Below are 11,626 nucleotides of genomic sequence, written 5' to 3'. Positions count from 1 at the left end.
CAGGCGGAGTGGGAAAGCTTTCGGCAACAGCGCGGCATTGTTGTGGCTGGTCGCATTACCGACCCGCAGCAGGCACAGACCGCCGCCGCGCTCGCGGAGCAACTCGGCTGGCCGCTGCTGGCGGACCTGCAGAGCCAGATCCGCTTCGATAGTCGCAACCTCATCCATATGGATATGGCGCTCAACGATCCTGAATTCGTCGCCGAGCTGGGCCGCGCCGAGGTACTACTGCAATTTGGCGCGCGGCTTGTCTCCAAGCGGCTCGGCCAGTTCATCAAACACCATTCATGGCAGGATTACTGGCTGGTGGATCCGCAACCGGCGCGGCTCGATCCCGACTACCGGCTGCGCAACCGGCTGCTCTGCAGTGCCAGCGCCTTTGCCGCGGCCCATCTGGTCACCACACAAGCCCCTTGGCACACATTGGCCGAGCTGCAACACAACGCCAGCCAGCAGATCGCCGCTACCTGCGAGCACTTCTCCGAGCTTGGGGTCTGCCATCGCCTCAACCGCCTGATCGAAGGCCAACTGTTTGTCGGCAACAGCATGCCGGCACGACTGATGGATATGCTCGGCGAAACGGGCAAGGGGCCGAGCCGGGTGATGACCAACCGCGGCGCCTCCGGCATCGATGGTCTGATCGCAACCGCCTACGGGTTTGCCCAATCAATCGAGCAGGACAGTGATGAGCCCACCACCCTGCTGCTTGGGGATCTCAGCGCCCTGCACGATCTCAATAGCCTCGCGCTGCTCAGCAAGGCGAGTCGACCGCTGGTGGTGATCCTGCTCAACAACGATGGCGGCAGCATCTTTCGTATGTTGCCGGTGCCCACCGAAGGGGAGCTGCTGGAGAGCTACTACCGGCTGCCCCACGGCCTCAGCTTTGAACATGCTGCCGCCATGTTTGGCCTCGCCTATCGGGCGCCGACCACCCTGCCCGAGTTCGAACGCGATTACCGCGCCGCCCTCCAACATGGCGTTACCTTGATCGAGATCCGGGTACCGAGCGAGCAGGTGGCCGATGATCTCAAGGCGCTGGGGGCCGCCATCCGTGGCAAATAAAGATGCCAATGTGCCGCTGGTGCTACTGCACGGCCTGCTGGGGGATAGCGGCGACTGGCAACCGGTGATCGACCGGCTGCCCGCCATCCGCTGCATCGCCCTCGATCTGCCGGGTCACGGTCAGCATAGCGCTCTCAACGTCAGCGACTTTGAGCAGAGCCACCAGTGGCTGGTCACCGAGCTGGGCAGCCGCAACATTGAACGCTATCTGCTGGCGGGTTACTCGCTGGGTGGGCGACTGGCCCTCTATCACGCCAGCCGCGAGCCCGCCGGGCTACGGGGGCTGCTGCTGGAGAACTGCCACCCGGGGCTGCCAGCCGGTGAGCGGGCCGCCCGCATCGCCCACGATGAGAGCTGGGCAGAGCGCTTCGAGCGCGAGCCCCTGGCTGATGTGCTGGAAGATTGGTATCGGCAGGGGGTATTTGCCGATCTTGACGATGCGGCCCGGGCCAGCCAGATCGCCCGCCGCCTTGGCAACGACGGTCAGGGCATCGCCACCATGCTGCGCGCCACCTCGCTAGGCAAGCAGCCGGATCTCGCCCCCTGGCTCATGGCGAGCCAGCTGCCGGTTACTTATGTGAGTGGCAAGCGGGATCACAAATTCCATCAGCTGGCTTGCCAGCTGGCGAACCAGGATCGCAGAATCAACCACTTGGTGCTTGATGGCGGCCATAATCTGCACGCCCATCAGCCTGATAACTTTGCCCGACTCCTCGCGGAGTGGGTCAACCAACAAGAAGAGACGAGTCATGATTGAAGCAATGACGGAAGCTGAACTGTATGCACCTGTTGAATGGCAAGATTGCTCCGCCGGTTACGAGGACATCCTCTATCACAAGTCCAACGATGGCATTGCCAAGATCACCATCAACCGTCCCCAGGTGCGCAACGCCTTCCGCCCCCGCACCGTCAAAGAGATGCTGCAGGCGCTGGCCGATGCCCGTTATGACGATCAGATCGGCACCATCATCCTGACCGGTTTTGGCGAGAAAGCCTTCTGCGCTGGCGGCGACCAGAAGATCCGTGGCGACTACGGTGGATACCGGGATGACGAGGGGACTCACCACCTCAACGTGCTCGACTTCCAGCGCGACATCCGCACCTGCCCGAAACCTGTGGTTGCCATGGTGGCCGGTTACGCAGTCGGTGGCGGCCACGTGCTGCACATGATGTGTGACCTGACCATCGCCGCCGACAACGCCCAGTTTGGCCAGACCGGCCCGAAAGTGGGCTCCTTCGACGGCGGTTGGGGTGCTTCCTACATGGCCCGCATCGTCGGCCAGAAGAAAGCCCGCGAAATCTGGTTCCTCTGCCGCATGTACGATGCCCAGCAAGCCCTCGATATGGGTCTGGTCAACACCGTCGTGCCGCTGGCGGATCTGGAGCGTGAAACCGTGCGTTGGTGCCGCGAAATGCTGCAAAACAGCCCGATGGCGCTGCGCTGCCTGAAAGCCGCCCTCAACGCTGACTGTGATGGTCAGGCGGGCTTGCAGGAGCTGGCGGGCAATGCCACCATGCTGTTCTACATGACCGAAGAGGGTCAGGAAGGCCGCAACGCCTTCAACGAAAAGCGTCGCCCCGACTTCTCCAAATACAAGCGGAACCCCTGATGACACTCGCCCTGTATCGCTATCAACTGCCTTTTACCCAGCCACTGACCTTTCACGGCAAGGTGGAGGTGGCGCGAGAGGGGCTGTTGGTGCGCATCAACGACGGCTGGGGGGAAATCGCCCCCCTGCCCGGCTTCTCGAAAGAGAGCCTGCAACAGGCAGAGGCAGAAGCCCTCGCCACGCTGGCGGCCCTGGCCGCCGGCGATACCCCGAACCCCGTGCTGCCGTCGGTGCAATTTGGCCTCGACTGCGCGCGCCGGACATGGCCCGAACAGAGCAACCCGCTGCCGGAGCCCTATCCCCTCATTCAAGGCTCCCCCCAGGAGCTGCTGCGCAACTGGAAAGAGTGGCTGCACCGCACGCCCGGCAAAGCCAAGCTGAAGGTGGCACGCTACCCGATGCGTGACGAGCTGGCGCTGATCCGCCTGCTGTGCGACCGCCTTCCCTCCCTCAAGCTGGTGCTGGACGCCAACCAGGGCTGGACTCGCGAGGAGGCGTGGACCTTCTGCGGCCACCTCGACCCGAATCGTATCGAGTATCTGGAAGACCCCTGCGCCGACTTTGCCGACATCGCCTTTGTCGCCAACCGCACCGGCATGCCGGTGGCGCTGGACGAACTGCTGGCACAAGGCAAGCCGTGGGAGCCGATCCCGCAACTGCGCGCGCTGGTGCTCAAGCCTACCCTGCTCGGTTCACTCGCCAACTGCGAAGCGCTGATCGCCCGCGCCCGCGAACTGCGGCTCAAGGTGATCATCTCCTCCTGCTTCGAATCGGATCTGGGCCTGAACCAGCTCTTTCATCTGGCTGGCGAGTGGGCACCGGAACAGGCGCCGGGGCTGGATACCCGCCGCTGGATGGCGGGCAACCTGCTGGGGGAAGATGGCAAACCGGATCTGAGTCGACTGGAGCAACTGTATTACCGTGATTGACCCCTCCCGTTCACCCGAACAGACACCTTGCCCGGTACGCCACCGGGCAATCTCAGCCCCGAACCGCATTGCCATCCACACCGCCTCGCCTCTCAGTTACCGCCAACTCGATGCCCGCCTCAACAGCCTGTGCCAACAGCTGGAACAAGCCGGAGTGCGTCGTGGCGATCATCTGACAGCGGTGGTGCGCGGTGCGCTGGAAGATGTGCTGCTGGCGTGGGCCTGCGTGCGCAGCGGCGTGGTGTTCTGCCCGCTCAATCCCGCCTTTCCTCTCGAAAAGCAGCGCGAGCTGGCGGTACAACTCGATGCCGATGCCTTCTGGTCGGCAGGGGAGATCCCGGCAGGCAACTGGCAACCCTTGTGCCTCGACTTCACGCACGAACTGCCGGCAAGCGAGGAAGCGTGGCCGCTGGCATCGACCCAGCTCAATAACATGATCCTCACCTCCGGCTCCAGCGGCACGCCGAAAGCGGTGGTGCACCGGCTCTGCAACCACCTGGCCTCGGCGCGCGGCTCTGCCACCCTCATTCCCCTCGATGAGGCCTGTGGCTGGCTGCTCTCCCTGCCGCTGTTCCATGTGGGCGGCTACGCCATCCTGTTTCGGGTCTTTCTGGCGGGCGCCACGCTGGTGCTGGATCAACGTGAACGCTCCCTCAAGGAGCGGCTGGAGTGCCAGCCCATCACTCACCTCTCGTTGGTGCCAACCCAGCTCTGGCGCCTGCTGGCAGAGGGTTTTGATCCCGCCCGTACCCGCCTGCGTGAGTTGCTGCTCGGCGGTGCCGCCATCCCGCAACCGCTGGTGAGCCGCCTCTGCGCCATGGGGCTCGAACCCAAGGTGAGTTATGGTCTCTCCGAGATGGGCAGTCAGGTCTGCACCGCTATACCCGGCGATACAGGCGTAGTTGGCAAACCGCTACCGGGACGGGAAGTGTGCATCCGGGAGCAGGAGATCTGCGTGCGCGGCGCCACCCTGTTTGCCGGTTACTACCGGGCAGGCGAGCTGGAACTGCCCCTAGATAACGAGGGCTGGTTTCATACCCGCGACAAGGGGAGATTCACTGCGGCAGGGGAAGTGCTGGTGGAGGGGCGTCTCGATAACCTCTTTATCTCGGGTGGCGAAAACATCCAACCCGAAACCATCGAGCAGCGACTGGTAGATCATCCCTCTGTCGCCCAGGCGCTGGTGGTGCCGGTGCCGAGCGACGAGTGGGGGCAACGCCCCGCCGCCTTTATCGGCTGGCACGGCGAGCCGGTTCCCGACTCCGAACTGGCAGCCTGGATCCGTAGCACCCTGCCCGGCTTTATGGTGCCCGACCACTGGCTCCCCTGGCCCGATCTTGGCGGCAATCTCAAACCCTCCCGCCAACGACTGGGCAAGATTGCCCGACAACAGACCACTCGGGCACGACAAGCTGAATGAGATCGGACTCACAATTTACCGATCTTCTTTGAAAACAAAAAAGAAACATGTGAGTCCTCACTGCGGCGCCAACCCGCGATAATTCGATCAGACTCAAAAAGTCACCATCTTATTGATTTATCTGATTTTTAATTGGCAATTGATATCCCTTTGGAACCGTTTAAATTGCCTTGCGATTACTCGCAAGACAATACACAAACAAGAACAAAGGGATAAAAATGAACCGTTCAGGTACCGGGTGGCTGCTGCTGGCAGGGCCCCTGCTTTTGGCTACATCCTCGGCGCAAGCCAACTACTCCCCCAATGACTGGCGACAGTATCAGCTGACTGGCGAATCGAGCCGGCAACTGGTCGCTCGCATCACCGAGATCACCTACGAGCTCAAGGCGCGCAGCAGCAATGCACCTTACCAACAGCTCAGGGTCTACCGTCGCTTCGACTGGCAGAGCAGCGATCTCGCCGCACTGGCCGAGCAGCAGTGTGGCGAGCCCCAGCTCAGGGTAGAGTCCGGCTGGCAGATCCGCTTCGTCCGCTGCGAAGATCGGGTTCCGGCCGGCAAGCTGATCCCCGCCAGCAGCTATGACTTCGGCTATGGCATGAAACAGGGCCGCTGGGAGCAGCTGGCCGGCACGCCGACCGCCACCCGCCAGGATCGCCTGCCACTCCCCTCTGCGGTGATCCTGGGACAGAGCGAGCGCGAACTGGACCGCTGTGAACTCAACGCACAGGGGCGCTGCGCCGAGCCGGAGTGGCACTACCAGCCACAGGATTGGCAACAGCTGCATGTGCTGGAAGAGAGCCCCAGCGAACGGGATGGCCGGCTGGAGCAGATCTTCTTCCGCCTGCAGCCGAACAGCGGATCTCAGGCTGCCGCTCAGGTCAGCGAGATCCATGTCTGGCGCCGCTATCAGTGGCAGCTGGATCAGCTCACGCCTCAGCAGGAGTGTGATGAGCCGCAGGAGCGCAAGGAGGGGAGCAACACCATCCGCTATCGCATCTGCCGTCAGGTGATCCCCGCTGGCAGCGAGGTTCAGGTAACGTTGCAAGATAGCGGCTACCAATACCCGGTCGCCGGCGGCGAGTGGCAACCCCTGCCAGAGAGCAAAGCGTGGCAGGAGAGCCGGGTGCTCAATCGCCCCATCGTGCTGGCCAGCAAGGAGGAGCAGCTGGAGTGCCGCCGCGCCAACGGTCGTCTCTGCTCCGAGCCCGAGCAGCCCGATGTGGATCTGCTCGATAGCGATGCCGCCAAACTGGTAGCCGACGTGAGCGGCCAGAACAGCCCTGCCTGGCAGGCGGATTACGGCCACGATGACGCCAAGCTGATGGCGGTGGTGCGCGGCATGCGTGCCCTGCTGGCGGCCAACCAGCCGACCCATCCGGCAATGGACAAGCTGCTCTACTATGTGCGCGCCCACAACTACCACGGCGGCGTTGGCAAGGAGAGTGATCAGGTCGCCCGGGCACTGGCCGGGGTGATGATTGATCTGCTCAACCACCCCCTGCTGCTGGGAGCTGAACCGCAGGATCAGGCTGGCACAGTGCTGGAAGCCTGGAGCGTGGCGGCGCAGGGACAACTTGGGCAAGCCGCCTTCCGCCAGAGTGCCGCCCCCATGCTGGCCCAGCTCAACCAGGCGCTCGGCTATGCGGTGCAACATGCGGCGCAGATCAATGGCCACAAACCCTGGGCCGATGGCCTGTTCGAGCTGCTCAATCTGGTCGATCAGAGCGCCTCTTACGGTCAGCAGGCTGACTTCAGCGCAGCTGTGCTGCAGCAGGAGGCGGCATTGCGCCAGAGCCTGCTGCAACTGGGCCTGAGCGAGCTGGCCCTCTGGAAACAGCGCGACGGCTCACGGGATCTGTTTATCTTCAACAACATCCTCGATGCCCACAGCCGCCTCTACCAGATGATGCGCTACCTCCATCACACCAGCCCGGATAAGGCGATCGCCTATCGCCAGCAGCTGGATCGCGATGTCATCGCCATCATGCGCCAGCAGGGGCTGATCCCGGGCGGACAGCATCCGGCTGCCATGTTGGAAGAGGTATCCCTGACCCTCTCCAGCTACTACCTCACCTACACGGATCGCACCAGCGAAGCCTGTGTCAGCGGCGAGTTCGCCGGGCTTTGTACCCCGATCCGCATTGAAGATATTCTGCCGTTCGAGCACACCTGCTCGCCAACCCTGCGTCTGCGCGCCCAGGATCTGACCCTGGCTCAGGCCGAAGGGATCTGCCGCGAGCTGGGTGATGAAGAGCAGCGCTTCCACCAGCAGATGGAGACAGGCTGGCAACCGGTGGCCGATGATCACAACGAGGCGCTGGAGCTGGTGATCTTCAACTCCTCCGCCGACTGGGGCCGCTACGGCAGCGCGCTGTTTGGTGTCTCCACCGACAATGGCGGCATCTATATCGAGGGGGATCCGGCTCGCCCCGGCAATCAGGCCCGCTTCTTCGCCTATGAGGCGGAGTGGAAACGCCCTGCCTTCCAGGTGTGGAACCTGCGCCACGAGTACGTTCACTATCTGGATGGCCGCTTCAACCAGTACGGCAGTTTCGGCCACTATCCGCTCAACCGCACTACCTGGTGGGCAGAGGGGATTGCAGAGTACATCGCCCACGGCCAGTGCTTTGCCCGGGGTCTGGATAACGTGGCAAACCGCCCCGCCAACCAGCGTCCGACACTGGCGGCGATCCTCCACCTTGACTACGACCAGGGTGGCGAGATGGTCTACTCCTGGTCCTATACCGTGCACCGCTTCCTCAACGATACCGGTCGCGGCGCCAGCTGGCTGGCGCTGGCACAGGCGCTGCGCAATCCGGATCGGCAGCAGGCGATGAGCGACTTCGAAGGGGAGCTGGACCGGCTGATCGCCAACGACAGCGACGCCTATCAGGCGTGGCTCGCCCGGGATCTGCTGCCCTGGTGGCAAGCCAACAAGGAGTCAGACGCCTGCAAGGGTAACGACTCCGCCCACTGATAGACCTTCACCCAACAGAGGGGCTGCCGCCGCAGCCCCTCGCTTTATCCTCCCGCTCTCCCAGCCTCTGCTGCGACAACCTCTGCCCGAATGAGGTACCCGCCCGTTATCAAGCCTGACGCCGGCGGCCGAGTTGTAATAGAATGCCGATAGCCACTCCCAACTTCAGACCCTGACCGCACCGCGCATGAAGAAGTTTGCCAAGATCCTCCTCGCCTGCCTCGTTTTGCTGCTGGCCCTGATTGCCATGCTGCTGGGCTACAGCGAGTGGATCGTCTCGGATGCCCGTCACTACACCTACGATCAGGTGGACAAGGTGCCCTACAACCGGGTTGCGGTGGTGCTGGGTACCTCCAAATATCTCTCCGGTGGCGGCCCTAACCACTACTTCAAATACCGCATCAAGGCGGCCGCCGAGCTCTACAACAATGCCAAGGTGGACTTCATCATCGTCTCCGGTGACAACGCCACCGTGCAGTACAACGAGCCGCGCCAGATGCGCCGCGCCCTGATCAAGGCGGGCATCCCCGCCTCCGCCATCTATATGGATTTCGCCGGATTCCGCACCCTCGACTCTGTGGTTCGCGCCAAGGAGGTGTTCGGCCAGGAGCGCTTTACCGTGGTCTCCCAAGGCTTTCATAACGAGCGGGCCATTTTCATCGCCCGCCATTTCGGTATCGACGCGGTCGGCTTTAATGCCGAGGATCCCAGCGCCTATCAGGGGATCCGCACCCGGGTGCGGGAAGTCTTTGCCCGCCTGATGGGGCTGCTCGACCTCTATGTACTGGACAAGGGGCCCAAGTTCCTCGGGGCACCGGTCCCCATAGGTCTGCCTGTGCCTTGCCAGTCACTGAGCACCATCGGCAGCCTGCAACCCTGCCTCAAACAGCCCAAACCGGCGGTGGATGAGGCCAAGCCAGCGGCAGTCTCTGCCGCGGTTACTACCGAGTCGGCTACCCCATCTGCCTCGGCCGTGACTGAACAAGCCACGCTGGCTTTATCCGCTGCGGCAACGACTGAGCCGGTCACTCCCGCTAAACCCGCGGCAGAAACCGCCGCCGAGATACCCAGCGCGGCCTTGCCCACAATGCCGATGACCCCTTCAGCCGCCAGCGTCAGCACTGCCACACCATAAACAGACGACCCGCCAACTGGCGGGTCTTGTTATTACAGCGCGGGTTGTGGCGGCTGTACTGCAAACCAATTCCCAGCGACCAAGTCAGCCTCGCACCGCCTGATAGCGGCGGGCCACTTCGGCCCAATCCACCACCTGATAGAAGGCTGCGATATAGTCAGGACGCTTGTTCTGGTACTTGAGATAGTAGGCGTGCTCCCACACATCCAGCCCCAGGATCGGGGTATGGCCATGCATCAGGGGACTATCCTGATTGGCACTGCTCTCCACCTGCAATCTGCCTGCCTTGTCCACCACCAACCAGGCCCAGCCACTGCCAAAACGACTCAAAGCCGCCTGAGTGAAAGCCTGCTTGAAGGCATCGAATCCCCCCAATTCCCGCTCGATGGCCAGAGCCAGCTCACCACCCGGCTCACCGCCCCCCTGCGGGCTCATCACCAGCCAGAACAGGGTGTGGTTGGCATGGCCGCCGCCATGGTTGCGTACCGCCCCCTGCAAGGTGGCAGGCAGAGTATTGAAGCGGCGCAGCAGATCCTCAACCGGCAGTGCAGCCAGCTCGGGCGCCGTTTCTAGTGCGGCGTTGAGGTTGTTGATATAGGTCTGGTGATGACGGTTATGGTGGATCTCCATGGTCAGGGCATCGATATGGGGTTCCAGTGCGTCGTAGGCATAGTTCAGGGCTGGCAGGGTATGGCTCATGATGACCTCTGTTCGGATTAATGGAGCCGGGATGAGGGCTCGCTCTGACACAGGCAGTGACCGAGCGAACGCATGATCCCGGCGTGGCTGCCGTGGCGCTGAACGAACGTCAGCAACTCGGCACGGGTTGTGCGGGTATGGCGCAAAGCCGCCTCTCGCAAGCGAGAGGAGCAAGCGGGGGAGTGACAGGTCGCCAGCAGGCAGTCGTGCACATAGCAGAGCAGATCGGCGGCGCGATCGGGCAGAGTCATGGCCACCAGCAGATCCGCCAGATTGTGGTGAGCCACGACCAGCGCAGCCACCGCCTCATCGGCGTCATGCCACTGCACCAATTGCTGACGAGCCAGCCAGAGCGCCTGCTGATAATGAGCCAGCGCCTGATGATACTCGCCGCAATCAAACAGCCGATTACCCTCTCGGGTCTGCTGTTTCCAGTGACTCATGCTGCTGCCACCTTCGGTCGACTCGACCCACCCCTTCACCCAGGTTGCTGTCATATGCTTCACACCAACAAATGATAATAATTATCATTACATAAATCATATCCGGGAGACAAGGGGCGTCGGGATCGCAGCAAACAGCCAAAACAGCGCGGCCACTCCTTGGCAAGGAGTGGCCGCTTGAGGCAACCGGTCAGTGGATTCGACCGGCTAATTGGAAGTTAACGGCAGGTCAGATGTTGTTGGCTGGCGAGGGCGGGGCAATTCCAAGCAGCATGTGATCCATCATCCCCACCATGCGCCCTATCTCGGGCTTGGTGATGGTATCGTTGGCCCCCAGTTGCAGCGCTTTCTGGCGGTTGTCATCGCTCATCAGGGAGGAGAACATCACGATGGGCATCTCCTTGTAGGAGGGGGTATCCCGCAGACGCTTGAGCAGGTGCATGCCATCCATGCGCGGCATCTCCACATCGGTGATCACCGCATTGACGAAGCCGGTCACCGGCATTCTCTCCTCCTGGGCCAGACGATCGAAATCCGTCATCATCTCCAACCCCTCGCCGCCGTCCTTGGCCGTGATCACGTTGTAGCCAGCGGTGCGCAGGGTGGTCTCGATCATCTTGCGGATAAAGGCCGAGTCGTCCACCACCAGAATGGTTTTGCCCTGGCGCAGCGCCATCATGCGATCGTCGATGAGCACCTTGCGATCCTGAGTGACGTCGTACTTCTCCATGCTGAGCTCGGGGTTGATATCGGCGATGATCTTCTCGAAATCGAGGATCATGATGAGGTTGCCATCGCGCCTGACCACGGCCACCACGCAGTCGTTCTCTCCCGCCTCCAGAAACTGGCTGGGTGACTCCACATCCTCCCAGGAGACCCGGTGAATCCGGCTGACGCTGTCGATGAGAAAGCCGTTGGCCATCTTGTTGAAGTCGGTGACGATCACCACCTTGTGGCTGGGGTCCGGGTTGGTCTTGATGCCAAGCCAGCCCGCCAGATCCACCAGCGGGATCAGCCGATCCCGCAGGGAGAATACCCCCACCATATGACGCTGGGCGTTGGGGTAATCTGTGGTCTCCGGCACCCGGATCACCTCGCGCACCTTGGCGACGTTTATCCCGTAATAAGCGGTTTTTTCACGACCGTCCGGTAGCTGCTTCTTGAGGTGAAACTCGATGATCTCAAGCTCGTTGGTGCCACTTTCGGTCAGGATAGATTTACGCTCTTCCCCATCTTTGGACATCATGGTGACTCTCATTCTGGTTGCGCGGGCAGCAGACCGCTGCGGTTTTCCCTCAGTATAGGAATGGAATTCACCCAACGGCTCGGATCTCGGCAAGATTGCAGCGT

Annotated in this window: 10 protein-coding genes; 7 read left to right on the top strand and 3 right to left on the bottom strand. The window is 62.2% G+C overall.

What is annotated here, in order from left to right:
- The 7 genes from AB5Y92_RS05045 to AB5Y92_RS05015 all read left to right on the top strand — a co-directional run.
- On the top strand, positions 1-1,062 hold a 1,062-nt coding region (locus tag AB5Y92_RS05045), incomplete at its 5' end, for a thiamine pyrophosphate-dependent enzyme (protein ID WP_368225829.1).
- The gene (menH, locus tag AB5Y92_RS05040; protein ID WP_158113596.1) at positions 1,022-1,819 is read left to right on the top strand and encodes a 2-succinyl-6-hydroxy-2,4-cyclohexadiene-1-carboxylate synthase; all 798 of its coding nucleotides are present in this window, start codon (positions 1,022-1,024) and stop codon (positions 1,817-1,819) included. The genes AB5Y92_RS05045 and menH, both read left to right, overlap by 41 nt.
- A 4-nt stretch (positions 1,820-1,823) precedes the next feature.
- Positions 1,824-2,672 carry a 1,4-dihydroxy-2-naphthoyl-CoA synthase gene (gene menB / locus AB5Y92_RS05035; RefSeq protein ID WP_197724797.1) on the top strand — a complete coding sequence of 283 codons (849 nt, stop codon included), beginning with the start codon at positions 1,824-1,826 and terminating at the stop codon, positions 2,670-2,672.
- Positions 2,672-3,601, top strand: coding sequence for an o-succinylbenzoate synthase (gene menC / locus AB5Y92_RS05030; protein WP_042057560.1), 930 nt, complete (start codon positions 2,672-2,674; stop codon positions 3,599-3,601). Before menB ends, menC begins: the two co-directional genes overlap by 1 nt.
- On the top strand, positions 3,594-5,021 hold the full coding sequence (menE, locus tag AB5Y92_RS05025) for an o-succinylbenzoate--CoA ligase (protein ID WP_368225827.1): 1,428 nt from the start codon (positions 3,594-3,596) through the stop codon (positions 5,019-5,021). The genes menC and menE overlap by 8 nt, the downstream gene beginning before the upstream one ends.
- 218 nt (positions 5,022-5,239) lie before the next feature.
- The gene (locus tag AB5Y92_RS05020; RefSeq protein ID WP_368225825.1) at positions 5,240-7,999 is read left to right on the top strand and encodes a collagenase; all 2,760 of its coding nucleotides are present in this window, start codon (positions 5,240-5,242) and stop codon (positions 7,997-7,999) included.
- Between the two features lie 187 nt (positions 8,000-8,186).
- Positions 8,187-9,134, top strand: a complete 948-nt coding sequence (locus AB5Y92_RS05015; RefSeq protein WP_368225823.1) for an ElyC/SanA/YdcF family protein — start codon at positions 8,187-8,189, stop codon at positions 9,132-9,134.
- 84 nt (positions 9,135-9,218) lie between these two features.
- Here AB5Y92_RS05015 and AB5Y92_RS05010 read toward each other — a convergent pair whose 3' ends face one another.
- The 3 genes from AB5Y92_RS05010 to AB5Y92_RS05000 form a co-directional block, all read right to left on the bottom strand.
- Positions 9,219-9,833, bottom strand: coding sequence for a superoxide dismutase (locus tag AB5Y92_RS05010; RefSeq protein WP_368225821.1), 615 nt, complete (start codon positions 9,831-9,833; stop codon positions 9,219-9,221).
- A gap of 17 nt (positions 9,834-9,850) precedes the next feature.
- Positions 9,851-10,330, bottom strand: coding sequence for a hypothetical protein (locus tag AB5Y92_RS05005; RefSeq protein WP_005354955.1), 480 nt, complete (start codon positions 10,328-10,330; stop codon positions 9,851-9,853).
- A gap of 175 nt (positions 10,331-10,505) precedes the next feature.
- Positions 10,506-11,522 (bottom strand): chemotaxis protein, encoded by a 1,017-nt coding sequence (locus tag AB5Y92_RS05000; protein WP_005335957.1) that lies wholly within the window; start codon positions 11,520-11,522, stop codon positions 10,506-10,508.
- Positions 11,523-11,626: the final 104 nt, after the last annotated feature.

This window comes from Aeromonas sp. R1-1, from assembly GCF_040908495.1.
GTDB lineage: Bacteria > Pseudomonadota > Gammaproteobacteria > Enterobacterales > Aeromonadaceae > Aeromonas > Aeromonas veronii.
The sequence above is the reverse complement of the archived record's forward strand: the minus strand, read 5'-3'. Positions and strand labels throughout refer to the sequence as shown.

Bases quoted from the DNA above. Each gene is read 5' to 3' on its own strand.
- menH (WP_158113596.1), top strand. From the start codon at position 1,022: ATGATCTCAAGGCGCTGGGGGCCGCCATCCGTGGCAAATAAAGATGCC.
- menB (WP_197724797.1), top strand. From the start codon at position 1,824: ATGACGGAAGCTGAACTGTATGCACCTGTTGAATGGCAAGATTGCTCC.
- menC (WP_042057560.1), top strand. From the start codon at position 2,672: ATGACACTCGCCCTGTATCGCTATCAACTGCCTTTTACCCAGCCACTG.
- AB5Y92_RS05020 (WP_368225825.1), top strand. From the start codon at position 5,240: ATGAACCGTTCAGGTACCGGGTGGCTGCTGCTGGCAGGGCCCCTGCTT.
- AB5Y92_RS05015 (WP_368225823.1), top strand. From the start codon at position 8,187: ATGAAGAAGTTTGCCAAGATCCTCCTCGCCTGCCTCGTTTTGCTGCTG.
- AB5Y92_RS05010 (WP_368225821.1), bottom strand. From the start codon at position 9,833: ATGAGCCATACCCTGCCAGCCCTGAACTATGCCTACGACGCACTGGAA.
- AB5Y92_RS05005 (WP_005354955.1), bottom strand. From the start codon at position 10,330: ATGACAGCAACCTGGGTGAAGGGGTGGGTCGAGTCGACCGAAGGTGGC.
- AB5Y92_RS05000 (WP_005335957.1), bottom strand. From the start codon at position 11,522: ATGATGTCCAAAGATGGGGAAGAGCGTAAATCTATCCTGACCGAAAGT.